Here is a 22,912-nt window from a genome sequence, read left to right as displayed (position 1 = left end):
TGTTAGCTCGTCGGCTTGCGGGCGGTGAGGCGTTCGACGATGCCGAGCCCGAATCGATCGTGGTCCTCGATGCGCAGCCCAGTGGCGGTGACCATCTCGATCGGGCGACGGCGGAAGTGCTCCCCGCCCAAGGGGATACTGACCAGCTCGGCGAGCCGCTGCCCGGCCCGGACGACGGCGTGGGTGCTGGCGACGTGGTCGGCCAGCAGCAGCTGCCCGCCCGGGCGCAGCACCCGCACCATCTCGGCGACCGCCCAACGGTGGTCCGGGATCGCGCACAGCGAGAACGTGCACACCACGGTGTCGAAGCTGGCGTCGTCGAACTCCAGAGCCTCGGCGTCGCCGACCCGCAGGTTCACGCCCCAGCCGAGCTCGGCGGCGCGCCGGCGGGCGAGCTCGAGCATCGCCGGACTGAGATCGATCCCGGTGAACGTCACCTGGACCGGGTAGTGCTCGAGGTTCAGGCCGCTGCCGACGGCGACCTCCAGCACCCGGCCGGATGCCCTGCGGCACACCCAGCGGCGGGTGTCCTTGAACAGCACCCGGTCCATCAGCCGCATCTGCCGGTCGTAGCCGTGGGTCTGCCGATCCCAGTAGCGCCGCCAGCGGCGGCGCTGCTCAGCGCTGATGCCCATTGGTCGGCTCCTCGCTGCCCCACCCGGTAACATGGGTGTCGGCGCGCACCGCCGCGAGGACCTGCTCGGCCTGGTGGACCTGGTCGAGCAACGCCACCTGGGACCGGAGCCCGTTCAGCGCCGACTCGACCTGCCGGACCCGGTCGGCGACGCGCCGCTCGGTCGCCTGCAGCCGCTCGAAGCGCGCCTCGGTCTCCGCCCGCACGGCGTCCCAGCGGTCGCGGGCGGCGTCCTCGAGCTCGCGAGCGCGGCGGTCGGCGTCCTCCAGCCGCTGCCGGGCGGCGTCCGCGTCGGCCTGCGCGGCCGCCCGCAAGCCCTGCGCCTGGCGTGTGCACGTGGCGGCCGCCTCCTCAACCTGGGCGATGATCTGCTCCGCCGCCCGTTCAGCCCGCTGCCGGATCCCTGCGGCGTCGGCGACGGCGTCGGCGCGGATCTGCTCGGCGGCCTGCCGGGCCGCTTCGTTCAACGCGTCGTGCCGCCGTTCCGCCTCCTCTCGCTCCGCCCGGGCCTGGGCACACTCGTCGGCTACAACAGCGAGGCGCTCGATGGCGCCGCCGTAGTCCACGCCGATCCGGTCCAGCAACTCGTCGACCTGCCCGCGGTCGTAGCCGCGCCAGCGCCGGCGCAACGAACGTGCCGTGATCTCCTCGGGGAGTACGGGCATCTCAGGCTCCACCCTTGGTCGGCGCGGCGAGCGCGTCGACGCGCTCGGTGTCGCAGGCGGGGATGAACGCGTCAGGCGGGCGGGGCACGCGGGCGGTGCCGGTGAAGTCGGCGGCGGCGACCGGGTCGAGCAGCAGGACGCGTCCGTCGGTAACCGCCGAGGTCCGCCGGTAGCCCTCGACCCAACCTCCGCCGCGGAGGTGCACCCGCACCAAGTCGGACCGGTCGCGCTCGTTGGGCCCCTCGGACGATGGGCGCTTCGGAGCCTGCCTCCGCGCACGGGCCGGGCTCCGGTCCCGGAATCGCAGCAGCCGCAGCGAGTTGGCCACCACGCTGACCGACGACAACCCCATCGCCGCACCGGCGATGATCGGATTGAGCAGCCCGAGCGCGGCCAGCGGGATCAGCGACACGTTGTAGCCGAACGCCCAACCCAGGTTCTGCCAGATGGTGCGGTAGGTGCGCCGGGACAGCCGGATCGCGGTGGGCACGCCGGACAGGTCGCCGCGCATCAAGGTCAGGTCCGAGGACTCGATGGCGACGTCGGTGCCGGTGCCGATGGCGATCCCCAGGTCGGCCGCGACCAGGGCGGGGGCGTCGTTCACCCCGTCGCCGACCATGGCGACGACCTCTCCGGCGGCCTGCAGCCGGGTCACCTCGTTCTGCTTGTCCGCGGGCAGCACCTCGGCCAGCACGGTGTCGATCCCGACCCGCCCCGCAATCGCCGCCGCGGTGCGCGCGTTGTCACCGGTGATCATGGCGACCTTCAGGCTCATCCGGTGCAGCTCGGCCACGGTGTCGGCGGCACCCTCCTTGAGGGTGTCCGCGACCGCCAGCACGCCGCGGACCTGGCCGTCCCAGCCGGCGAACACCGCGGTCCTGCCCTGCTCCTCCAGCCGCTGCGCGGCCTCGGCCAGCTCGGCGGGCAGGGCGAGCCCGGCCTCTGCGAGCATCTTGCGCCGCCCCACCCACACCAGGGTTCCGTCCACCTCGGCGCGCACGCCGTGCCCGGCCACCGAGTCGAATCCGGTGACCCCCGGCAGCGCGCCGTGCGCGTCCCGGGCCGCGGCCGCGATGGCCTGCCCGATCGGGTGTTCGCTGTCGGCCTCGACCGCCCCGGCGCGGCGCAGCAGCTCGGCCGGATCGGTCCCGTTGCCGGGCCGGGTGTCGGTCAGGGCCATGTCGCCCCGGGTCAGGGTGCCGGTCTTGTCGAACACCACTGTGGTGATCTTCCGGGTGCGTTCCAGCACCTCAACGCCCTTGATCAGGATGCCGAGGCTCGCGCCGCGCCCGGTGCCGACCATGATGGCCACCGGGGTGGCCAGCCCGAGAGCGCACGGGCAGGCGATGATCAGTACCGCGACCGCGGCGATGAGACCGGCCTCGGGGTCGCCGGCGAGCAGCCACCACGTGACGAAGGTGGCCAGGGCGATCACGATGACGGTCGGTACGAAGATGCTCGAGATCCGGTCCGCGAGGCGCTGCGCGCGGCCCTTTCCGGCCTGTGCGGCCGAGACCAGGGACACGATCTGCGCGAGTGCGGTGTCCGCGCCGACGGCGGTTGCCCGCACAGTGAGCACGCCGCTGGTGTTCACCGTGGCCCCTGCCACCGAGGAGCCCTCCGCCTTCTCCACCGGCACCGATTCGCCGGTGAGCATCGACTCGTCCACCGCGGACGCGCCGTCGACGACCTCGCCGTCGGTCGGGACCTTCTCCCCCGGCCGGATCCGCAGCAGGTCCCCGACCTGCACCTGCTCGACCGGGACCAGCACCTCGGCCCCGTCGCGGAGAACCCGGGCCTCCTTGGCGCCCAGCTCCAGCAGCGCCCGGATCGCCTTGCCGGCGCGGCGCTTGGCCCGGATCTCGAAGTAGCGACCCAGCGCGAGGAACGCGATCAACAGCGCGGCGGTCTCGAAGTACAGCTCGTGACGTCCGCGCAGCAACTCCACCAGCGAAAACGTGAACGCGGCCAGGGTGCCGATCGCGATCAGCGTGTCCATGTTCGCCGACAGCCGCCGCACCCGCTGAACCGCGCCGCGCAGGAACGGCCAGCCCGCCACGAACTGCACCGGGGTGGCCAGCGCCAGCTGCGCCCACGGCGCCCAGGGCTGCTCCGCCACACCCGGCCAGAACGCGATGGTCATCGTGGCCAGCCCCAGCGGCCACGCCAGCAACAGCCGCCACAGCCACGACCGCTGGGCAGCCGCCTCCTCGTCCTCGACGAGGTCGCCCGTGTCCGCGCCAGCACCGGGCCCGGTCGCGGACTGCTCGAGCGTGTAACCGGCCTTGGTCACCGCAGCCTGCAGCGCCGTGGGGTCGGCCGGCTCCTCGGCCAGGACGACGTGTGCGGTCCCGGTGGCGAAGTTGACCTCCGCGTGCGCCACGCCGGGCTGCTTGTTCAGGGTGCGCTGCACCCGGTTGGCGCACGACCCGCAGGTCATCCCCCGCACGGCGAAGTCCAGCGCGGCGCCGTCCGGCATTCCGGACGCGCTCTTCTCAACAACGGCGGTGTCAGTCATGACGGGCCCCTCCATACTCGGGCTCGACGGCGTCCGGACCGGCGGACGGCGCCGGCCGGAACACCTGCTTGTCGAACTTCAACGTCTCCATCAGCTCGTCGACGATCTCGGCGGTCCGCCCCTCCTGCATCGCCTTCGCGACACACGTCTCCAGGTGTCGGCGCAGCATCAGCCGACTCGCTCCCTCCAGCAGCCCCTGTACCGCCGCGAGTTGCTTCATCACATCCGGGCAGTACGCGTCCTCTTCAACGATCGCGACGATGCCGCTGATGTGGCCGCGGGCGGTCTTCAGCCGATTGACCACGGCGCGCTGCTGCTCATCCACAACCGTCACTATACCCCACCCCGGGTGGGGTGGGGTCGGCGGCCGCTTCGAACCGGTCAGCCGAGTGATGTGACGGCGAGCGCGGCGATCAGCACCAGCCCGGCGGTTGCGGCCGTCAGGACTCGGCCGTGGCTCGTGTGGCGGGGGAGATCGCGCAGCGGGAACAGCAGCTGACGGCCGAGGATGTAGGCGGCGAGCGCGGCGACGAACACGACCCCGGCGGGCTGCGGCGACCCCGTCGAGACGATCGTCAGCGCTGCCAGGCCGACGAGCAGTGCCAGCGTGGACTCGAACAACTGCGTGGGAACCCGCCGCGCGCCCAGCCGGCGGTCGGAGGACCACAGGCCCCACCGCCTACCCGTCGGACGTCCGGCGCAGCAGCCCCCGAAGAAGCAACCGACACGCCCGATCGCCATCCCGAACAGCAGCCCCGGTGCCGTGACGTCCAGCAGCGGGCCGACCGGTAGCCCCGCGAGCAGGGCGCCGATGACGAGGGCGGCGATGGCGGCGAGGATGAAGCCTTGGATGCACATTCCCGAGGCCATCCTCATCAGGCCCCGCCGCCGCTGCCGCGGATGCTCCACCAAGTAGTACACCTTGGCGCCGACGAGCCCGATCAGGCACGCGAGCAGCGACAGCAGCAGGACCGGGGTGACCGGCATCGGGATGCGGGCTGCGAGCAGGGCCTGCACGGCCAGCGCGACCGCGGCCCCCGATCCCACCAGGCCAGGCCATGCCCCGATGCGGACCCCGGGCGCGCGGACCCGGACGAGGGGCGCGAATCCGGTGGCGCCGGAGGTGGATGCTCGGGACGGGATCGGGCGTGACGCCGTGCCCATCCGGATCGCAGCGTCGGGAACCGGGGTGGCGGTCACCTCCCAGTCTCCCGGCGAGATGCCGTCGATGCGCTTCGTGAGCGTGACGTGTCCGCCGCCCGGCTCGATCCGTTCGATGGTCTCGACGGCAGTGAAGGCGTCCTGCGGACCCGGTTTGCCCCTGACCCCGGTGCGGCGCCCGTCGAACCGGATTGTCAGCGGGTACGCCTCTCCGTCTTCGGCGGCCTCGAAGGTGTAGGTCAACCCAAGCGCCTGCGGCGCGGCGCCCTCGATGGCACTGCAGCTGACGGACGTTGCGTGCAGCGACGCAGCGGTGGTGACGACAGCGGGTCGTTTCGCGGCGCGGACCCGCGGTGGGGTCGTAGCTGAGGAGGGCATGCCTGCGGCGTCGCGGGCAGTCGGGCCGGAAGCGCCGCCGGTTGTTCGCGTCACCTTCTGCCGGTCGAGTTCCGCCCGCACGGCGTGGCCGGCCTCGTGATCCGAGGGCCGGACGGCGGCCGGGGGCCGCGCGGGAGCGGCGGTGCTCCGGGTACGCCGCCGCTGCTGGCGCTCCGCCAGACGCCGCTCTGCACGCCCCATCTCTCACTCCTTCATCGCCCGCGTCATCGCCAACGGCAGCACAGGCAGCATCTACGCAGTCAGGCAGTAGGTAACCTACGTTATCACTACGTAGATGCGCGTAACGCAGGTTGCATGGAGTACCAACGGCGTTCAGCCGCGGCGTTGGCTCAGGCTCGGACAAGAGGGCGCCGGCCGTCCGTGACTCGGGCCGCGCAGGCCGGGCTCTTCCCTCCCGATCCTCGAGACGAGGGCCAGCGGCCTCCTCAGGCCCGAGCCGTTCCTGCACACTGACGACGGCTGCGCTACGGGCGGCTCATTCCAGCCCCTGCAGGTACGTGACGACGGCGCGGAGGTCCTGGGGGGACAGCGGCTGCGGCGGCATGAGGTTGCCGGGTTTGACCGTCTGCGAGTTGCTGATCCAGTCGGCCATGTGACCGATGTCGTTGGGGATCGTCTCTGCGGCGATCCGGTCCCGGCTCGCGACGTGGGTCAGGTCCGGTCCCACGTCACCCGAGGCGCTGGTCCCGACGACGGTGTGGCAGCTGGCGCAGGCGGTGGTCTCAAGGACGCTGCGGCCTCGGGCGGCGAGCTCGGACGCGGGCTCCTGGCCGGTCGGCTCTGCTGCGCCAGCCACGCCTCGAACTGCTCGCGCGGCTCGGCGACGATGCGGAAGGCCATGTTGGCGTGCTGGATCCCGCAGGACTCCGCGCATTGCCCGCGAAATGTGCCGGTCTCGTCGGCGAGCAGGCACATCTCGTTGACGCGGTCAGGCAGGAGGTTGGGCGCGAGCCTCGGCACCCAGAAGCTGTGGATCACGTCGGCGGTCCACAGCCGCAGCGAGACCGGCTCGCCGACGGGGACGTGGATCTCGTTCGCGGTCTCGAAACCGGTGTCGGGGTAGCGTGCCTCCCACCACCACATGTGGCTCACGACCTCGATCGTGAGCTCCGGAGGGCGTGGTGGTTCGGCGAGGGCCCGCATCTCCCGCAGCCCGACCGCGTAGACGCCGGTGAACACGGCCGGGCGACCGCCTCGTCGGGGGTGAGGTAGTACACGAGGTTGCGGTTGAGGTTGCCGAACAGGAGCAGCCCGACGAGCACGGCCACCACACCGAGCGCGGCGACGGCGAGCAACCGATAGCGGGTCAGCGCGCCGGCGCTCGCCCGGGTCCCGTCGCTCGCCCAGGTCACTGCGGCTCCTCCGCCCGCCGCCGCAACCTGGCCGCGCGGGCCCGCAGCATCACGACGTAGCCGCTGATCCCGACGCCTGCCGCCGCGTAGCCCAGCGCCACCCACGCCCAGTCAGACACCGGTCCCCTCCCATCGCGGCGCGGACACCGCGTCGCCCGGCCAGCGCCCGGGGCCGGGCGTTCTCGGCCGCGTAGAGCTCCTCCTCGGCCGGGGCTAGCCGCGCCCGGGGGCGCACCAGCAGCGCGTAGAGCAGCGTGAACGCCACGACGCTCGCCAGCAGCGCGGCGAGCATCGTGTGGTCGATGGCGGGCCGCAGCACCGTGGGCGGTTGGTGCAGCGTGCGCCACCACAGCACCGAGAAAGGCACCAGCGGGACCTGGGCGAACGCCACCACCCCGAACACCGCCGACCGGCGCGCCCGCGCCACCGGGTCCGGGGCGGGGCGGCGCAGCGCCAGGTAGCCGAGGTAGATGAAGAACAGCAGCGCGGTCGTGACCAGGCGGGCGTCCCAGATCCACCACACGCCCCAGGTCGGCTTGCCCCAGATCGAACCCAGCGCGATGGCCAGCCCGGTGAAGAACACCCCGGCCTCGGCGCTGGCCGCGGCCAGCCGGTCCAGGCCCGGGCGGCGCCGCCACAGGTAGCCGAGGCTGGCGGCGAAGGTCACCGCGTAGGCCAGAAATGCCGTCACGCGGCCGGAACGTGCACATACATCAGTCGCACCAGCTCGCCCTGCAGGTGGTCGGGCGGTGACAGCATCGCGGCCGTCAGCCCGGCCGCACCGGCGATGCCGGTGACGAGCGGGAGACGGCGGCCGAACACGGTCATGTCATCTCCTCCAGGTAGCGGGCACACCACGCGGCGAGCAGCGCGGCGACACGGCCAACCGCTCAGGTCCGGGTCGTAGAGCAGCACCGCGACCGGGGCGAGCAGCAGCCGGAATCCCAGCAGCAACACACCGTTGGCGAGCGCACGCCCGGCGAGCCGCACCCGCGGCCCGACCCCGGCCAGCCGCAGCAGGGCCAGCTGCGCCGGCCCGTCGACCGCACTGGCCCGCAGCGTCACCAGCACTCCGAACAGCAACACGACCAGCCAGTACAACGCCGGCCCGAGCTCGCGCAGCAGCGGCGTGTCCACCCCGACCGCCAACGGTGCGAGCAGCAGCGCCACCGCCCCGAACGGCGCGGTGACCAGCAACGCCTCCCCGGCCCGGCGTTCCAGCCGCAGGTCCTTGCGGGCCCGTTCGAGACACTGGGTCAGCGGCGCAGGCAGCGCCGCGGTCCCGGGGGTCACGAGCACCGCTCCGAACGCTACGCCCGGCCCTCGGACACGCGCACCATGCGGTCGACCAGGCCGGTCATGCGGTCGGGCTCGTGCGAGACCACCACGCACGCACGCACGCCCGCCCCGCCGGCGGACCCGCGCGACCACCTCGTCAACGAGGCCGACGGCGTCCGCGTCCAGGCCCGCGTGGATCTCGTCGAGCAACAGCAGCTGGGGCTCGGTGAACAGCACCCGGGCCAGCTCGGCGCGCCGCTGCATGCCCTGCGAGCACCGGTCCGCCCGCCGCTGCGCGGCGCCGCCGAGCCCGACGGCGTCGAGTGCTCGGTCGGCTGCGGTGTCGTCATGGCCGATGAGCCGGGCCACGAAACGCAGGTTCTCGGCCAGGGTGAGCTGCGGGTACAGCGCGGGCTGGTGGCCGACCAGGGCGATCCGGGGACGCACCTCGGCGCACTCCGGGCCGCCGAGGTCGGCGCCGAGCACTTGACCGCGGCCGGCCGAGGGCGTGACCAACGTCGCCAGCACGTGCAGCAGGGTGGTTTTCCCGGATCCGTTGGCGCCCAGCATCCCGACCAGTTCACCGGGCCCGAGCTGCAGGTCCAATCCGCGCAACACAGGAGTGCGCTGCACGTTCACGGCGACGCGGTCCAGCCGCGCCAACGGTGCATCCCGGTCCACCGAGAGGGTGTCACCGGCCCCGAGTCGGCGTGCATCCCGCTGCGCATCTCGTCCCCGGTTCGACGTCCCACACGAGAAACTACTATCTCACTCAGTACTTGTCGGCGCCTGCCGGGGCCGCGGCCACGGATGAGAGGGGGATCCTGCGGTGGAGCTGTTCGCCCTGATGTCGTTGGCCGCGGTGGCCGGGGCGGTGTCGTTCAGTTCGCCCTGCGTGCTTCCGCTGCTGCCCGGCTACGTGTCCTACATCTCGGGCCTGTCCGGGAGCCGCGGCACCGGCCGTGGGGCCGCGCTCGGCACCCGCCGGCGGGTGCTGCTGGGCGCGCTGCTGTTCGTCGCCGGGTTCGCCATCGTGTTCACGGCACTGGGCGCGACCGCCTCCGCGCTCGGGCTGTTGCTGCGCCAGAACCAGCACACGATCAACGTCGTCGGCGGGGTGCTGGTGGTCGTGATGGGGCTGGCGATGACCGGCCTGATCCGAATTCCGCTGCTGCAGCGCGAGCTGCGTGTCGACCTCGGCCGCTTCGGCACCGGCCCGGGCGGCGCGCTGCCGCTCGGGGCGGCCTTCGCGTTCGGGTGGACGCCGTGCGTGGGCCCCGTCCTCGCCTCGATCCTGACCACCGCGGCGAGCGCGGCGAACCTCGGACGCGGTGCGCTGCTGCTGCTGGCCTACTCGCTCGGCCTCGGGCTGCCGTTCCTGGCATTGGCCGCCGGCCTCGCCCGCGGCCGGGACCGGTTCGGCTGGCTGCGCCGGCACAGCCGGCGAATCGAGATCGGCGGCGGACTGGCTCTGACAGTCACCGGGGTCCTGATGATCACCGGTGGTTGGACGGCCGCGATGAGCGGGATGCTCGCCTGGTACGCCCGGTTGGGCTGGCCACCGATCTGATCCGATTCACTGCTCGACCGGGTAGCGCGCGTTGTTCCATGCGGTCATGCCACCGGCGACGTTGACGACGTCGCGGTGCCCGTGGCGAGCGAGCACGCTCGTGGCGACCGAGGAGCGGTAGCCGCTGCCGCAGGTGACCGCGAGCGGCCGGTCGTCGGTCACCTCGTCGACCCGGTCGGGAAGTTCGGCACCGGTGATCCAGCGGGCGCCCGGCACGTGCCGGGTGTGCCACTCGTCGGGTTGGCGCACGTCGAGCAGGTCGGTCTCGCCGCGGTCCAGCCGAGCCTTGAGCTCGTGCACGGTGATCTGCGGGATGGTCTCGACCGGGCGAGCCGCGGTGCGCCAGGCCGTGATGCCCCCGCGCAGCCAGCCCCGCGGGAGCGGGTAGCCGATGCGCAGCAGCTGCCAGGTGGCCTCCCACAGGTCCTCGGGCCGGTCCAGCACCAGCAGCACCTGGGCCTGATCGGGCAGCACGGTGCCGGCCCAGGTCGCGAACGCCGACCCGAGGCCGACGTTGAGTGCGCCGGGGACGTGGCCGCCACCGAAGGCCTCCGAGGCACGGACGTCCAGGACCAGCGCGCCGGCCTCCTGATGCCGGGCGAACTCGGCCACCGTCAGCGCCGGGGGTTCGGCGGGCTGACCGAGCTCGGCGACGCCGGCCAGGTTCTGATCGCGCATCCGCCTCCAGTACGGCGGTACCGCGGGCAGGTTGTCCAGCCGGATGCACTCGCGCACAAAGCCGTCCGCGGAGTCGACCTCGGCGAGGATCGCGTTGGTCCGCCGCTCGAACCCGACCGTCGTCGACAGCCGGCTACCGATGTTGCCCCCACACAGCGACCCTGCGACGTGGGTGGGGAAGACCTGCATGTGGTCGGGCAGCCGCAGCAGCGTGGTCTGGATCGTGTCGCAGTACACCTGGGCGGCCTGGCGGGCTTGCTCGGGCCCGCCGAGCAGGTCGGGCCGCGCCAGGTCCCCCACCAGCAGCGCGCCGCCGGAGAGCATCAGCGCCGGCGTGTCCGCGCTCGCGGACCTGTCGTAAACGAGCAGGCTGATGTGTTCGGGGGTGTGTCCGGGCGTGTGCGCCACCTCGACGCCCACATCGCCGATCTCGATGACCTCGCGGTCCTTCAACGGCCGGTGCGCGTAGCCCAGATCGCCGGTCGCCGAGCCCCACAGGTCCGCGCCGGTACGGGCCCTCAGCTCGCTCAGCCCGGACAGGTAGTCGTTGTGGCCGTGCGAGTCGGCGGCGTAGGCGATCCGCAGGCCCTGTTCGCGGGCCGCGCGCAGGTAGACGTCGACGTCGCGGCGCGGGTCGAACACCAGTGCCTGCCCGGTCTTCTCGTCCCCCACGAGATAGGACGCGTGGCCCAGGCTCTGCAGGGAGAACTGCTGGAAGAACATCGTGCTCACGTCACCTTCCCGGGCGGCTGGGTCCATCCCCGGGAACGTCTACCCCATCCAGCGACGCCCGAGCGCGCCGGCCGCGGAGCCGTATTCTACTGTCGAGATACGTAGGTTGCGGACGCCGCGGACGGTGAGGAGCACATGCCAGGCCAGCTACCGACAGGAAGGGGCGGCCCGCGGTTCGATTTCGTGGGCGGCGGTGCGCGGCGGTGAGCCGGATCGCGAAGGTGCTGACCCGCGCGGATGTGCGCGCGACGATCGTGGTCGTGGTGCTCGCCGTCGCCGGGGTGGTCGCGCTCTGGCCCCGGGACAGCGGCCGCGAGGCGCTCTCGACCAGGACACCAGGCCCGCACGTCTCGGAAACCGTGCCGGCTCCGGACAATGCCACGCTCGCCCCGCTGCGGGCGCGGGCTGCGCTGGACCCCTGCCCGGCACCCGACCCGGCCGCCCCGCCGCCGTCGGGTCCGCTCGCGGGCATCGTGGTGCCCTGCCTCGGCGCGCCGGGCGAAGTGGACCTCGGGGCCGCGCTGGCCGGGCGCCCGGCGCTGCTGAACCTCTGGGCGTCCTGGTGCCCGTCCTGCAAGGAGGAGATGCCGGTCCTGGACGCGTACGCGGCCGAACCGGACGCGGTTGCGGTGATCGGAGTCAACGTGCGGGACCTGCCGGAGGCGGCGCTGAGCATGCTGGCCGACGGCGACGTCCGGTTCCCGTCGGTCACCGATCCAGACGGAGCGCTGCAGCGGGCGCTCGACGCACCACCGGTGATCCCCCTCAGCTACGTCGTGCGCCCGGACGGATCGGTGCAACTCGTTCCACCCAAGGTGTTCCGCACGGTCGAGGAGGTCCGCCAGGCCGTGGCGGAACACCTTCCGTCCGACCCTCATTGACCAAGCGAAGGGTGCGTGGAGACGGTGCAGAGGACGGTGCTCGTCGTCGAGGACGAGCCGAAGATCCGGGCTCTGGTGCGCAGCTATCTCGAGCGTGGCGGGTACGGCGTGCTCGAGGCCGCCACCGCGGCCCGGGCGCTGGAGCTCGCCCCCGGCGCGGACCTGATGATCCTCGACCTCCGGCTCCCCGACCGGGACGGGGAGGACGTGGCGCGCCAGGTCCGCGCCACCACCGCCCTGCCGATCATCATGGTTACCGCCAAGGCCGACGAGTCCCAGCGGATCGCCGGGCTCCGGTTGGGGGCGGACGACTACGTCGCCAAGCCGTTCAGCCCTCGCGAGCTCGTCGCGCGGGTGGACGCGGTGCTGCGCCGCGCCATGCCCGCATCCGACGGCGCAGGGCCGGCGTCCTTCGGCGACGGGTCCTTCCGCATCGACACGGAACAGCGGGAGGTGTGGGTGCGCGAGCGGCGCGTGACCCTGACCCGCACCGAGTTCGACCTGCTCACCACCCTGGCCGCCCGCCCCGGACGGGTGTGGTCACGGCTGCAGCTGATGGCCCGGGTGCAGCGCGAGGTGTACGAGACCGACGAGCGCACCATCGACCAGCACGTCAAGAACCTGCGACGCAAGCTCGGCGACCGGCCACCGCGCCTGGTGCTCACCGTGCCCGGTGTGGGCTACAAGCTGGGGATGGAGCGCGATGCCTAAGCCGCTGGGGGGTCTGTGGGCCGGCCGGTTCGCCCGCCGGTTGACCATCGCATTCGTCACGACCGCGGTCGCGGCGGCGGCACTCACGGCGCTGCTGGTGAACCTGGCCATCGGCGCCCGCTTCGACATCTACCTCGACTCCCAGCGCCAGGCGCGCGAGCAGCAGATCGTCGCCCTGCTCGCCGAGGAGTACCAGCAGACCGGCGGCTGGCGGCCCGAGTCGCTGAACCGGCTTGCGCCGGCCGTGGTGATGGCGGGAGCGAGGATCGAGCTGTTGGACGCTCAGGGGCGCCCGGTGTGGTCGTCGGCCGGCTTCGCCATGAGTCCGCAGATGGCGGCGATGCACCGCGAGATGATGGGTATCCCGCCGCCCGGCGCGACCAGCCGGCTGCCGGTCGTGGTCGATGGAACGCAGGTCGGCACCGCGGTGCTGCAGGTCCCGCACGCTGCGCTGCCTGCCGCGGACGCGCAGTTCCGGACCTCGGTCAACTGGTTGCTGCTCGGAGGCGCACTCGTCGCGGGGGTACTGGCGCTGCTGGTTGGGCTGGCCTTCGCCCGGCGCCCCACTGCGGGGCTCACCGAGTTGACCGCGGCGGCCAATGCGCTCGCGGCGGGTCGGCGAGACCGGCGCGCCGTGGTGTCCTCCGTCGACGAGGTCGGTGAGCTGGCCACCTCGTTCAACGCGATGGCCGACGCGGTCGCCCGGGAAGACGAGCTGCGCCGGGTCTTCGCCGCCGACGTTGCCCATGAGCTGCGGACGCCGCTGACCGTCCTGCGCAGTCAGCTCGAGTCCGTCCAGGACGGCCTCACCGCCCCCACCCCCGCCGTGGTCGACTCGCTGCACGAGGAGTCGCTGCGGCTGGGCCGGCTGGTGGCCGACCTGGAGGCGATGGCCGCCGCCGACGCGGCCGGGTTCAGCCTGGATCGCAGCGAGGTGGCGTTGCGCCCGCTGGTCCACGAGGTACTCGACGGGTTCACCGGCCACCTCGCAGAGCGCAACCTCAGGCTCGTCACCGACCTCGCCGAGGTCACGGCCTGCGTCGACCCCGCACGGTTGCGGCAGGTGCTGACCAACCTGATCAGCAACGCGGCCAAGTTCACCCCGCCGCACGGCACGGTCACCGTGACCCTCGGACAGCGCGACGGCGACATCGAGCTGGCCGTGACCGACACCGGCCCTGGCATCCCGACCGAGGAGCAGCCACGCGTGTTCGAGCGCTTCTTCCGCGGCGCCGGGGCGCAAGCCGGCGGCTCGGGTATCGGGCTCGCGGTGGCCGCCGAACTCGTCACCGCACACGGCGGTGACATCACCATGCACGGCGAGCCGGGGCACGGCAGCCGCTTCCTGGTACGCCTGCCGGCGAACGAAACCGGTGACCTCGACGACGTTCATCAGATCTTCACAGCACGGCCCTAGCGTCAGGCCTGTCCACCGATCACGAGTTGAGGAGTACTTCATCATGTTGTTCAAGACGCGTCGTCTGGGCCTGGCAGTTGCGACCGCGGTGGCCCTCGGCACCGGTCTGGCCGGCGCCGGCGTCGCCAACGCCCAGCCGCCCGAACCCGACGCCGACGAGCAGATGCGCCAGATGGACCAATCCATGGAGGGATGCATCGAAGCGATGCCGGCCGAGATGCGCGACGACGCCCGGGATATGCACGAGCAGATGCGCCCGCAGATGCAACAGATGATGTCCGGCATGGGCGGCATGGACATGGGCGGCATGATGGATGGCTCCGATGGCGAGGGCGGCTCAGACGGCGACTCGAGCGGCTGAGCCGGCCGGCCGTCGTCAGTAGAGCACGTGGTGGCGAAACGTTCGTAGCGTGATCGTGCGCGTTGGCCCTTTCCCGCCCGACGGTGTCGTCGTATGGCACACGGCTCTGACCTCGCCTGCGACCCGTGACCTATCGCCAGGGAGTGACGGTGTACCCGACCCTGTTCGAAATCTTCGGCCTGCCGATCGGCAGCTACGGGGTGAGCAAGGCGCTGGCCGCCCTGGCCGCGGTCGTCCTGCTCACCCGGGAGTTCCGCCGGCTCCGCTGGGATCCCGACGTCGCGACCACGCTGGTGCTCGCGACAACGCTCGTGGGTTTCCTCGGGGCCAAGCTGTACTACCTTGCCGAACACCTGGGCAGCCTCAGCGTCCACGACTTCGGCGGGTCCGGGTTCACCTGGTACGGCGGCTTCCTCGCCGGAGTGGCGACCTTCGTGGTGATCGCCCGCCGGCACCGCCTGCCACTGGCCGAACTGGCCGCGGTCTCGGCCGCGCCGGCGTCGGTCGCCTACGGAATCGGGCGGTTGGGATGTCTGTTGGCCGGCGACGGCACCTACGGGACCCCCAGCGACCTGCCCTGGGCGATGGCCTTCCCCAATGGGGTAGTGCCTACCACCGTGCCGGTTCACCCCACCCCGCTCTACGAGACAGTGGCCGCGTTCGCCATCGCCGGGCTGCTGTGGAGCGTGCGACACAGGTGGCGCCCCACCACCGTCGTCGGCACCTACGCGGTGCTCACCGGCACAGCCCGCTTCCTGGTCGAGATCGTCCGGGTCAACGACGAAGCGGTCCTCGGGCTGACCCAGCCTCAGCTGTGGTCGCTCGCCCTGGTCGTTGCCGGTGCGGCGCTGCTCACCCTCCCTCTCAGGGCGTCCACGCCCGGGCCTGCTGAATCCGACGACGTTGCCGGAGCGCCAGGGGGTACACGTGTCTGACGTTGTGAAAGCACCCGCAGGGTCGGGTGCTCGGTTTCGCTGGAAGCGCCCGGCGATCAACATGACCAGGGCCGAACGGGTGGTGCGGTTGTTGGCCGGGCTCCTGCTGGCCACGGGCGGCATCTGGGTGCTCGTTCGCCATGCGGAGGGCATGGTCGCGGTTGCGGCGGGGGCGCTGCTGGTGCTGGGGGTCGCGGACCTCGTGGTCAGCGGGCTGATCGGGTACTGCCCGGTCTACCGCTACGTACGCGCCCCCGGGACGCGCGGGAGGACATCGTGAACGGCACGCCCAGTACCTGGCGGCTGCTGGCGTCCTGGTCGGCGTGCCTGCTACCTGCCCTCGTCGTGGTCGTGCTGCTGGTCCTCGGGGTGCTCGGATGACCGTCCTGGGCGCGCTGGCCACCGCACGGCTGACGAGACGGCTGTGGGGCGCGGGCAGCGCGTCACTCGGTCAGCTCGCGCAGGCAGTGGCGGATGTGCACGGGCCGCTGCCGATCTGGCTGGACCGGCCACTGGCGATCGCCCCCGACCTGGGCTGCGAGCTGCACTGGGAGCACATCGCCAGGCTCGTGGAGGAGACCTCCGGCTGGCTGCACGCGGCCGGGGTGCGTCCCGGCGACACCGTCGCCATCGTCAAGGCACACAACATCGACGTCCTCGCGCTGGCCCAAGCGGCCGCGCGGATCGGCGCGGTACCGGCACTGATCGCCCCGGAGTTCGATGCGGCGACCACTGCCGAACTACTTGCACGCCTCGGCAACCCGGTGACGATCGCCGACCTGCCCGCGATCATGCACCACCAACTCGGCGAGCTCGACGGCCTGCGCCGGCTGATCAGCGTGGACGGCGCGGCCGCTGGAGCCGTACCGCTGACGCAGCTACGGGGCGCCGCCGCGCCCGCTCCCCGCAGCCGCACAGGCGACCAGCTGGTGGCGATCACGCACACCTCGGGCACCACCGGAGTGCCCAAGCTGATCGGCCACACCGGTGACAGCCTCGTCGGGCAGGCGGCGGTCCAGGTCATGGGCGGGCGGCTGCTACTGCGTCCCCACGATGTTGTCGCCACCTGCCTGACCACCGCGCACGCCAGGACGTTGTCCGGGCCGTTCACCGTCGCCGCGGTCGGCGCGCCGCACCTGGCGATGGTCGATCCGGACCCGGCCGCGGCCGCGGCCCTGCTCGCCCGCTACCGGCCCACCCTGCTCGAAACGTTCCCCAATGTGTTCCTGCACTGGGAACAACTCGCCGAGCACCCCGACCGGCCGCTGGCCAACGTGCGGATCTTCCTGTCCACCTTCGACGCGGCGCACCCGCGCACCATCCGCCGGATGCTGGCCGCCTCACGGCGCAGGCTTCCGATCTACGCCCAGGCCTACGCACAGAGCGAACTCGGCGCGATCAGCGTCGGATTCCGCGCGCGCCGACGCGGTGCGGGCAGGGACACCCGCGACGTCGGCTGGCCGGGGATCGCGCTCACCCAGGTCCGGCTGGTCGACCCGGCCACCGGGCGTCGGGTACACCGGCCTGGTGAGTACGGGCGAATCCTGGCCCGCGGCCCCGGCCTGTTCGCCGGATACCTGGGCGAGCCGCAGCGCACTCGGAACCACCAGTTGCACAGCTGGTGGGACACCGGCGACATCGGCACCCGCACCCGCCAACTCCGCCTGGCCGGACGAGCGGTCGACGCGATCCCCGCCCTGCCGAACTACCTGGCGGTAGAGGACCTGCTACTCGACCGGCTCCCCGAACTGACCGAGCTGGTCCTCACCACGCAGCCCGACCAGAACCCGGTGCCGGTCGTCTGCACCCGCGACGACACCGCCCTCGACCCCGCCCGCTGGCAGGCCGCGGCCGCCGACCTGCCACCCATGGCGGCTCCCCGGCAGTTCCCATGGCCCGAGCTGCCGACCACCGCCACCTGGAAGGTCCGCCGAAGCGCCCTCCAGGAACTGCTCCAACACACTCCCCCGGTAACCGACCGCCACCCGTGATCGCTGCCCGACCACGAGAGTCGCATGATGGGCCTCTCCCCACGCTGGCAGCCCGATAGCTGGCGTTCCCACCGAAGACACTCCGTCGGTTGGCCACCACGCGGGTGCCGTCGCTGTATGGCCGGTGGCTGAAGAAGCTGCGGACAGCGGCGGACCTCGTCCACCGCACCGCCCGGCACTCCCGCGACGACCGTATACTGGGTCTCGCCGCGGAGGCGGCCTTCTGGGCGCCCCTGCCCCTGCTCGTGCTCGGGCTGCTCAAGGTCGTCGGCTACTTCGGGGAAATGACAGATCCCCAGGTGGTGCATCAAGGGCAGTGTTCTCGCGGTGGCCGGGAACGTGTTTTCACCGCAGGCCGTGAGGGACCTGATCGAACCAGTCGTCAGCCGCGTGCTCGGGGGCGGTTACGCCAGCGTCGCCTCGCTGGGCTTCGTGCTGTCGCTGTGGGCCGGCTCCGCTGCAATGGGCGCCTTTGTGCGCACCATCACGATCGCCTACGACCTGCCTCACCTGCGCAGCGCCTGAAGGCTCGCCTTCTGGCGCTCGGCCTCTACCTCGGCGCCCTGGCGCTGGAGCCGTTCTCCTGCCGGTGCTCGTGCGCGGGCCCGACCTGCTCATCGAGCTGATCCCCACAGGCTCCGTCACCCGGGCTGCCACGACACTACTGCAGCTGACCTATCGGCCCACGGTCGCGCTGGTCTGGGTGATGGCCCTCACGAACCTCTATCACCTCAGCGTGCCGGTGCGCAGGCCCTGGCGTCGCGACCTGCCCGGGGCTGCTCTGGCCATAGTGCTGTGTTTCGCCGGTAGCTACGGGCTACAGGCCTACCTGGAACTTACCTCCAAGTACGGGGTGCTCTCCGCGCCGATCGGTGTGCTGCTCTTCTTCTACGTCAGTGCGCTCGCTGTGTTGCTCGGCGCAGAGCTCAACGCCGAAATCGACAGGACATGGCCAACCGGCCCGACGGCCGAGGCCCAACGCCGCAAGCAGATGGAACTGGGTCGCCCGTTCCCGGGCACGAACCGCACGCCGCCGATCACAACCTATGACTCCGTACGGAGATAGTAGAACGTTCGGAGGTCGACACGGGCGTAATGATGTGGATGGGACTCAGCCAGCAGAACGGCGACGACGCGAAGACGGGGCAGGCGGTGGGTGGTGGAGACGGACATCGCCGACGGACCCGCGCTCACGCCCGGGCCGGGAATCCGATGTCAGGCCGCTCCCTCCGCGCGGACGCTTCGCATGACCTACCACCTGCCATGACCTGGATGGCCCCGCTGCGGCTCATCCAGTCACGGCGACGGGTTTACCAGGGTCCGGACTGTGACGAAGGCCGCGACAGCGAGCACGAGGTAGGCGAACCAGCGGCGGAGCCGGTCGGCGGGCAACCGGGTGGCGACCCGGCTGGCGAGCATGGAGCCGAAGATCGCGGCGAGGGTGAACGCGGCGGTCAGCCGGTAGTCCAGGGTGGTGTCGCCGGCGTGGGCGGCGAACCCGGCGGCGGAGTTGATGACGATGACCAGCAGCGAGGTGCCAACGGCCACGGCCATGGGCAGGCCCAGCAGCAGCACGAGAGCGGGGATGATCAGAAAGCCGCCGCCGACGCCGAACAGGCCGGTGAGGAACCCGACCACCAGCCCGGAGCCGATCGCCTTGGGTAGACAGCCGCGCCAGTTCACTCCGCCCCCAGGCAGCGTGCAGTCCCCGCCCTCGGTGGTCTGTTCGCGCAGCATCCGCACCGCGGCGACGACCATGATCACCGCGAACCCGATCAGCACCACCCGGGGGTCGAGCAGTCGGTTGACCGCCGCCCCGGCGAACGCCGCCCCGGCCCCGGCCGCCCCGAACACCCCGGCGATGCGCCATGCGAGCTGACCGTGGCGCAGCCTGGGCAGCAGGGCGGCCGCGGAGGAGATCCCGACGACGAGCAGCGACATTGGCACCGCCGCGGCCAGGGGCACCCCGGCGCCGTAGACCAGGGCGGGCACGGCCAGGATCGACCCGCCGCCGAGCAGCCCGCGCAGCACCCCGATGACCTGCCCGAGTCCGGTCCCGGCGAGCACGGCGCTACTCGGTGGGCGACGGCGCGGGTCGGGCCGCCGCCCCGGCCGGGAGCTGGGCGAGGACCTCAGCAGGGGTGCGGTCGCGGGGGCCGCGGTTGTAGGGCAGCGCGGACAGCACCCGGGCCATGGTGCAGGTGTCAGTCAGCGCGGACACGGTCAGCCCGGCCCCGATCGCGGCGGAGAGCAGCCGTGCGCTGGGGGCGCGCAGCCCGGCGACCAACCCGGCCGTCACCAGCGTCCCGGCGACGAGGCGGACCTGGCGCCCGAGTGACCAGCGGGCCCGGCCCCGCACGAGACTGCCGTCCGCCTTACCGCCGCCGTCACCGTCACCGCCATCGCTCCCGCTGCCGGCGTATGCGGTGATGCCGCCGTCGAGGACGTGAACCCGGTCCGCGCCGACTGTGGCGAGGCGCTGTCGGGCCTGTGCGGCCCGCGGCCCGGACTGGCAGACCAGCACGACGTGGCGGTCGAGCCGGGGGGCCAGCTGCTCGGCGTGCTCGTCGAGCAGGTTCAGCGGCACGTTGTAGGAGCCGCGGATGTGCACGGTCTCGAACTCCGCCGGGGTGCGGACGTCCAGCACGGTCGCCGTGTCGGGCTGGGCGAGCCACGCGCGGACCGTGGCCGCGTCGACCCGCTCCGGATGGGCGCGGTGATGGCTGTGGTGGGGCTGGGTCATCGGGGGGACCTCCGGTCGCTCGCGCCGGCGCCTTCAGTAGGGTGCTCGTCCTCCAGGCCTGCGGCGTTCGCGGCGTCGTAGGAGTCGTTGATCAACACGACGTGGTGGCCGGGGCGGTCCAGCACCGAGGCGGCGATGGAGGCGCGGTAGCCGGAGCCGCAGTAGATCCACACCTCGCCCTGCGGGACCTCGTCGATGCGGTCGGCCAGCTCGTGCAGCGGGATGTGCTGGGACCCGGCCACGTATCCGCGGGCCCGTTCGTCGTTGCGGCGGGCGTCGAGGACCTGCACCGGTCCCTGCTCGCGGGCCTTGGCCAGCCCCGCGAAGTCGGTGACCGGGTAGGAGCGCAACTCCTGCCCGCCGGCGAGGGCCTCGATGTCACCGGTGGCGGCACCGGTGATCTCGTCGATGCCGATGCGGACGAGCTCGCGGCGGGCCTCGGCGACCTGCTCAGGAGTCTCCCCGATCAGCGTCAGCGGGGTGCCGTAGCGGTAGAGCCAGCCCAGGTAGGTGACGAAGTTGGTGGACAGCTCGAACCCGAGCGAGCCGGCCAGGTGCGCGGCGGCGAACGCGGTGCGCTCCCGCAGGTCCACCACCCATTCACCGGCCTCGATGCGGCGGCGCAGCTCGGCCGGCTCCACCGGCTCGGGCGGTGACAGGTCCACCGGCTCCGGGCCGCGCCGGTTGATCGGGCCCATGTGGGCGTAGTAGGCGGGGTAGACGTCCAGCCCGGCGAGCAGCGTGTCGACGTAGTCCTGCTCGGCCAGCGTCAACGCCGGGTTCACCTGGGTCTGCTGCCCGATGGTGGAGGCGTCGCCGCTGGTCGGGGTGGCCGAGCAGAAGCTGCCGAACCCGTGGGTGGGTAGCACTGCGGCCTCGGCGGGCAGCTCCGCGGCCAGCCGCCGCACCGACCGGTACTGCGCGTGAGTCAGCTCCACAGTGTCGTCCGGGCTGACCAGGTCGGTGCGCCCGGTCGCGCCGTAGAGCATCGACCCGCCGGTGAACACCGCCTGCACCGCACCGCCAGTGTCGGCCAGGACGTAGCTGACGTGGTGGTGGGTGTGCCCAGGGGTGTGCAGCACCCGCACGCGCATCGCGCCGACGTCCACCACGTCCCCGTCGGCGACGCTGGTGTGCTCGAACTCCACGTCGCTACCCGCCGGAAGCACGTAGGTCGCGCCGGTGGCCTGGGCGAGTTCCAGCCCTCCTGTGACGTAGTCGTTGTGCACGTGGGTCTCCAGCACGTGGCTGACCCGCACCCCGTGCTCGGCGGCCAGCGCCTGCACCCGGTCGATGTCGCGCTGCGGATCCACCGCCACAGCCACCTCCCCATCGTGGGCCAGGTAGCTGCGGTCCCCCAAGCTGGACGTCTCGATTGTCACGATCTGAACCATGACTGCCTTCCCTACCCCGTAGGGTATGTGAGTTCGAAAAATGGAAAGGGCGTCGCGTCAGGCGACGCGGCCTGGGCCGCCATCGGTGGCGGTGAACGGCAGGCAGGCCTGCGACCAGGCGGTCATGCCGCCGTCCATGGTCTCGGCGGTGAGTCCGGCCTGGGCGAGGTGCTCGCTCGCTTTCCCGGCGCGGCCACCGCTGCGGCACACCGTGACAACCGGACGGCCGCGGTCGAGTTCGGCCAGACGTGCCGGCAGTTGCGCCAGCGGGATGTGGACTGCGCCCTCGATGCGGCCGGCGTTCCACTCGGCATCCTCGCGGACGTCGAGCAGCTGCACGTCCTGGCGACGTTCGTAGGCGGTCTTGGGGTCCATCAGGTCTCCTCCTCAGTGCGGGTGGTCAAGGTGTCCAGCACGGTCTGCAGACGGCGGGCCGCGTCCTGGGCGATGGACTGCAGCTCTTCGCGGCCCATAACGGCAGCCATGATCAGGGGATCGAAGATCTGCACCTTCGCGCCGCGGTCGTGGCCGCTGACCACCACGTTGCACGGCAGCAGCACGCCGATGCTGCGGTCGATGTCCAGCGCCCGGTGCGCCAGATCCGGGTTGCAGGCCCCGAGAATGACGTAGGACTCCATCTCCACACCGCGCTTCTCCCGCAGGGCGGCCTGCACGTCGATCTCACTCGGCACGCCAAAGCCCTGCTCGGCCGGCGCCTCACGGGTCCGCGTGACCGCCTCGGCATAGGGCAGCTCGACGGTGACGCTGTGCTCGTAGGCGACATCCATATGGACTCCTCCGCAGGTGTCCTCGATGTTGACGAGATGTCAGGCGAGAGACAGGAACAGCCGCTCCAGCTCCTCCTCGTTCAACCGGCGGGTTCCCGCGTCGTCCTGGACCATGCACTGCCGCATGCCCGTCGCGATGATCTTGAATCCGGCGCGGTCCAGCGCTCGGGACGCGGCCGCGAGCTGCGTCACCACGTCCGAGCAGTCGCGGCCCTCCTCGATCATGCGGACGATCCCGCCGATCTGGCCCTGCACCCGCCGCAGCCGTCCAAGCACATCCACCAGCTGCACGCTGTCCACGTCCACGTCTCGCTCCTGCCTCTCAACTACCCCCGGGGGTATAATGTCGAGACTAGCGCGGCATTCCCGCGGCCAGCTACGAGCGATAGAGCCGCGGGCGACAGACGCTGGGAGGCGCAGAGCGGCTCTCTTGAATCCGCGGCGCGGCGATGCGGCCCGCCTGCACCCGCTGCCGGTTCCTGCGCGTCGACCCCGCTCAGCTCGGCAGGCTTGAGGAGATGACACGAACGCCGAAGCCCGGCTCGCCGAGGCCCGCGACAACGTCTGGCTCGGCGAGGTCGCCGCGCTCGAGCCGCCTGGCGCAACACCTGTCTGGACCTGCGCCACCGCCGCGACTTCGACAAGGTCGCTATCGTGGGCGCGCCGACCTGGGAGCGGTGGTGCGCCAAGCTGGCCAACCTCCT

General features: G+C 72.0%; 27 protein-coding genes and 1 pseudogene. 11 read left to right on the top strand and 17 right to left on the bottom strand.

Annotated elements, in window-relative coordinates; translation table 11 throughout:
* Window positions 1–2 precede the first annotated feature (2 nt).
* From CFP66_RS41260 to CFP66_RS49610, 10 genes and pseudogenes are all read right to left on the bottom strand, one after another.
* Window positions 3–635 (bottom strand): class I SAM-dependent methyltransferase, encoded by a 633-nt coding sequence (locus CFP66_RS41260; RefSeq protein WP_094930814.1) that lies wholly within the window; start codon window positions 633–635, stop codon window positions 3–5.
* Window positions 619–1,299, bottom strand: a complete 681-nt coding sequence (locus tag CFP66_RS41255) for a DivIVA domain-containing protein (protein ID WP_094930813.1) — start codon at window positions 1,297–1,299, stop codon at window positions 619–621. The genes CFP66_RS41260 and CFP66_RS41255 overlap by 17 nt, the downstream gene beginning before the upstream one ends.
* 1 nt (window position 1,300) lies before the next feature.
* Entirely contained in the window at window positions 1,301–3,817 is a 2,517-nt protein-coding gene (locus tag CFP66_RS41250) for a cation-translocating P-type ATPase (protein WP_094930812.1), read from the bottom strand.
* A complete protein-coding gene (locus tag CFP66_RS48310) occupies window positions 3,810–4,142 on the bottom strand; it encodes a metal-sensitive transcriptional regulator (protein ID WP_158228426.1) in 333 nt (110 codons plus the stop codon). The genes CFP66_RS41250 and CFP66_RS48310 overlap by 8 nt, the downstream gene beginning before the upstream one ends.
* A gap of 56 nt (window positions 4,143–4,198) precedes the next feature.
* The gene (locus CFP66_RS41240; protein ID WP_198962022.1) at window positions 4,199–5,221 is read right to left on the bottom strand and encodes a prolipoprotein diacylglyceryl transferase family protein; all 1,023 of its coding nucleotides are present in this window, start codon (window positions 5,219–5,221) and stop codon (window positions 4,199–4,201) included.
* Between the two features lie 631 nt (window positions 5,222–5,852).
* Window positions 5,853–6,251 (bottom strand): cytochrome c family protein, encoded by a 399-nt coding sequence (locus CFP66_RS49625; RefSeq protein ID WP_094930811.1) that lies wholly within the window; start codon window positions 6,249–6,251, stop codon window positions 5,853–5,855.
* Window positions 6,215–6,460: pseudogene (locus CFP66_RS49620) on the bottom strand (cytochrome C oxidase subunit II); the annotation flags it as partial. The gene CFP66_RS49625 and the pseudogene CFP66_RS49620, both read right to left, overlap by 37 nt.
* A 5-nt stretch (window positions 6,461–6,465) precedes the next feature.
* Entirely contained in the window at window positions 6,466–6,729 is a 264-nt protein-coding gene (locus CFP66_RS49615; protein ID WP_233160137.1) for a cytochrome c maturation protein CcmE, read from the bottom strand.
* 49 nt (window positions 6,730–6,778) lie between these two features.
* Window positions 6,779–7,420, bottom strand: a complete 642-nt coding sequence (gene ccsA / locus CFP66_RS41220; RefSeq protein ID WP_094930809.1) for a cytochrome c biogenesis protein CcsA — start codon at window positions 7,418–7,420, stop codon at window positions 6,779–6,781.
* The gene (locus CFP66_RS49610) at window positions 7,417–8,688 is read right to left on the bottom strand and encodes an ABC transporter ATP-binding protein (protein WP_233160136.1); all 1,272 of its coding nucleotides are present in this window, start codon (window positions 8,686–8,688) and stop codon (window positions 7,417–7,419) included. The genes ccsA and CFP66_RS49610 overlap by 4 nt, the downstream gene beginning before the upstream one ends.
* A 148-nt stretch (window positions 8,689–8,836) precedes the next feature.
* Here CFP66_RS49610 and CFP66_RS41205 point away from each other — a divergent pair, with 148 nt between their 5' ends.
* Window positions 8,837–9,577: a cytochrome c biogenesis CcdA family protein gene (locus tag CFP66_RS41205; RefSeq protein ID WP_094930808.1), complete on the top strand. Its 741-nt coding sequence runs from the start codon at window positions 8,837–8,839 to the stop codon at window positions 9,575–9,577.
* Window positions 9,578–9,583: 6 nt separating this feature from the next.
* On the opposite strand, the gene CFP66_RS41200 is transcribed toward CFP66_RS41205, so the two are convergent.
* Window positions 9,584–10,978: an MBL fold metallo-hydrolase gene (locus CFP66_RS41200; RefSeq protein WP_094930873.1), complete on the bottom strand. Its 1,395-nt coding sequence runs from the start codon at window positions 10,976–10,978 to the stop codon at window positions 9,584–9,586.
* Window positions 10,979–11,190: 212 nt separating this feature from the next.
* Here CFP66_RS41200 and CFP66_RS41195 point away from each other — a divergent pair, with 212 nt between their 5' ends.
* The 9 genes from CFP66_RS41195 to CFP66_RS41160 all read left to right on the top strand — a co-directional run bounded on the left by CFP66_RS41195 (window position 11,191) and on the right by CFP66_RS41160 (window position 18,349).
* Window positions 11,191–11,868, top strand: a complete 678-nt coding sequence (locus tag CFP66_RS41195) for a TlpA disulfide reductase family protein (protein WP_233160135.1) — start codon at window positions 11,191–11,193, stop codon at window positions 11,866–11,868.
* Between the two features lie 15 nt (window positions 11,869–11,883).
* Window positions 11,884–12,579 carry a response regulator transcription factor gene (locus CFP66_RS41190; protein WP_198962020.1) on the top strand — a complete coding sequence of 232 codons (696 nt, stop codon included), beginning with the start codon at window positions 11,884–11,886 and terminating at the stop codon, window positions 12,577–12,579.
* Complete coding sequence (locus tag CFP66_RS41185) at window positions 12,572–13,996, top strand: cell wall metabolism sensor histidine kinase WalK (protein WP_094930807.1); 1,425 nt, start codon at window positions 12,572–12,574, stop codon at window positions 13,994–13,996. The genes CFP66_RS41190 and CFP66_RS41185 overlap by 8 nt, the downstream gene beginning before the upstream one ends.
* Before the next feature lie 43 nt (window positions 13,997–14,039).
* Complete coding sequence (locus CFP66_RS41180; protein WP_094930806.1) at window positions 14,040–14,357, top strand: hypothetical protein; 318 nt, start codon at window positions 14,040–14,042, stop codon at window positions 14,355–14,357.
* 149 nt (window positions 14,358–14,506) lie between these two features.
* Window positions 14,507–15,292 (top strand): prolipoprotein diacylglyceryl transferase, encoded by a 786-nt coding sequence (locus CFP66_RS41175; RefSeq protein ID WP_094930805.1) that lies wholly within the window; start codon window positions 14,507–14,509, stop codon window positions 15,290–15,292.
* Between the two features lie 61 nt (window positions 15,293–15,353).
* The gene (locus CFP66_RS41170; protein ID WP_094930804.1) at window positions 15,354–15,572 is read left to right on the top strand and encodes a YgaP-like transmembrane domain; all 219 of its coding nucleotides are present in this window, start codon (window positions 15,354–15,356) and stop codon (window positions 15,570–15,572) included.
* A 97-nt stretch (window positions 15,573–15,669) separates the two neighbouring features.
* On the top strand, window positions 15,670–17,283 hold the full coding sequence (locus CFP66_RS41165; RefSeq protein WP_094930803.1) for a class I adenylate-forming enzyme family protein: 1,614 nt from the start codon (window positions 15,670–15,672) through the stop codon (window positions 17,281–17,283).
* 327 nt (window positions 17,284–17,610) lie between these two features.
* Complete coding sequence (locus CFP66_RS47590; RefSeq protein ID WP_143517560.1) at window positions 17,611–17,808, top strand: hypothetical protein; 198 nt, start codon at window positions 17,611–17,613, stop codon at window positions 17,806–17,808.
* 64 nt (window positions 17,809–17,872) lie between these two features.
* A complete protein-coding gene (locus CFP66_RS41160) occupies window positions 17,873–18,349 on the top strand; it encodes a YihY/virulence factor BrkB family protein (protein ID WP_158228423.1) in 477 nt (158 codons plus the stop codon).
* A gap of 230 nt (window positions 18,350–18,579) precedes the next feature.
* On the opposite strand, the gene CFP66_RS41155 is transcribed toward CFP66_RS41160, so the two are convergent.
* The 6 genes from CFP66_RS41155 to CFP66_RS41130 all read right to left on the bottom strand — a co-directional run bounded on the left by CFP66_RS41155 (window position 18,580) and on the right by CFP66_RS41130 (window position 22,514).
* Entirely contained in the window at window positions 18,580–19,350 is a 771-nt protein-coding gene (locus tag CFP66_RS41155) for a sulfite exporter TauE/SafE family protein (RefSeq protein ID WP_094930801.1), read from the bottom strand.
* Between the two features lie 4 nt (window positions 19,351–19,354).
* The gene (locus CFP66_RS41150; protein WP_094930800.1) at window positions 19,355–20,026 is read right to left on the bottom strand and encodes a rhodanese-like domain-containing protein; all 672 of its coding nucleotides are present in this window, start codon (window positions 20,024–20,026) and stop codon (window positions 19,355–19,357) included.
* Window positions 20,023–21,408: a rhodanese-like domain-containing protein gene (locus CFP66_RS41145; RefSeq protein ID WP_369805273.1), complete on the bottom strand. Its 1,386-nt coding sequence runs from the start codon at window positions 21,406–21,408 to the stop codon at window positions 20,023–20,025. The genes CFP66_RS41150 and CFP66_RS41145 overlap by 4 nt, the downstream gene beginning before the upstream one ends.
* Before the next feature lie 69 nt (window positions 21,409–21,477).
* Window positions 21,478–21,795, bottom strand: a complete 318-nt coding sequence (locus CFP66_RS41140; RefSeq protein WP_094930798.1) for a rhodanese-like domain-containing protein — start codon at window positions 21,793–21,795, stop codon at window positions 21,478–21,480.
* The gene (locus tag CFP66_RS41135; protein WP_094930797.1) at window positions 21,795–22,208 is read right to left on the bottom strand and encodes a DUF302 domain-containing protein; all 414 of its coding nucleotides are present in this window, start codon (window positions 22,206–22,208) and stop codon (window positions 21,795–21,797) included. The genes CFP66_RS41140 and CFP66_RS41135 overlap by 1 nt, the downstream gene beginning before the upstream one ends.
* 39 nt (window positions 22,209–22,247) lie before the next feature.
* A complete protein-coding gene (locus CFP66_RS41130) occupies window positions 22,248–22,514 on the bottom strand; it encodes a metal-sensitive transcriptional regulator (protein WP_094930796.1) in 267 nt (88 codons plus the stop codon).
* A gap of 258 nt (window positions 22,515–22,772) precedes the next feature.
* Here CFP66_RS41130 and CFP66_RS50540 point away from each other — a divergent pair.
* Window positions 22,773–22,912: STAS/SEC14 domain-containing protein (locus tag CFP66_RS50540; RefSeq protein WP_369805275.1), on the top strand; the 140-nt coding region annotated here is incomplete at its 3' end.

Source organism: Pseudonocardia sp. MH-G8 (genome assembly GCF_002262885.1).
Taxonomy (GTDB): domain Bacteria; phylum Actinomycetota; class Actinomycetes; order Mycobacteriales; family Pseudonocardiaceae; genus Pseudonocardia.
Note: the sequence above shows the minus strand (reverse complement) of the source record. Positions and strands in the feature narration are given on the sequence as shown.

Bases quoted from the DNA above. Each gene is read 5' to 3' on its own strand.
- CFP66_RS41165 (WP_094930803.1), top strand. From the start codon at position 15,670: ATGACCGTCCTGGGCGCGCTGGCCACCGCACGGCTGACGAGACGGCTG.
- CFP66_RS41140 (WP_094930798.1), bottom strand. From the start codon at position 21,795: ATGGACCCCAAGACCGCCTACGAACGTCGCCAGGACGTGCAGCTGCTC.
- CFP66_RS49625 (WP_094930811.1), bottom strand. From the start codon at position 6,251: ATGCGCGGAGTCCTGCGGGATCCAGCACGCCAACATGGCCTTCCGCAT.
- CFP66_RS41150 (WP_094930800.1), bottom strand. From the start codon at position 20,026: ATGACCCAGCCCCACCACAGCCATCACCGCGCCCATCCGGAGCGGGTC.
- CFP66_RS41250 (WP_094930812.1), bottom strand. From the start codon at position 3,817: ATGACTGACACCGCCGTTGTTGAGAAGAGCGCGTCCGGAATGCCGGAC.
- CFP66_RS41200 (WP_094930873.1), bottom strand. From the start codon at position 10,978: ATGTTCTTCCAGCAGTTCTCCCTGCAGAGCCTGGGCCACGCGTCCTAT.
- CFP66_RS41185 (WP_094930807.1), top strand. From the start codon at position 12,572: ATGCCTAAGCCGCTGGGGGGTCTGTGGGCCGGCCGGTTCGCCCGCCGG.
- CFP66_RS41180 (WP_094930806.1), top strand. From the start codon at position 14,040: ATGTTGTTCAAGACGCGTCGTCTGGGCCTGGCAGTTGCGACCGCGGTG.
- CFP66_RS41170 (WP_094930804.1), top strand. From the start codon at position 15,354: ATGACCAGGGCCGAACGGGTGGTGCGGTTGTTGGCCGGGCTCCTGCTG.
- CFP66_RS41260 (WP_094930814.1), bottom strand. From the start codon at position 635: ATGGGCATCAGCGCTGAGCAGCGCCGCCGCTGGCGGCGCTACTGGGAT.
- CFP66_RS41255 (WP_094930813.1), bottom strand. From the start codon at position 1,299: ATGCCCGTACTCCCCGAGGAGATCACGGCACGTTCGTTGCGCCGGCGC.
- CFP66_RS41135 (WP_094930797.1), bottom strand. From the start codon at position 22,208: ATGGATGTCGCCTACGAGCACAGCGTCACCGTCGAGCTGCCCTATGCC.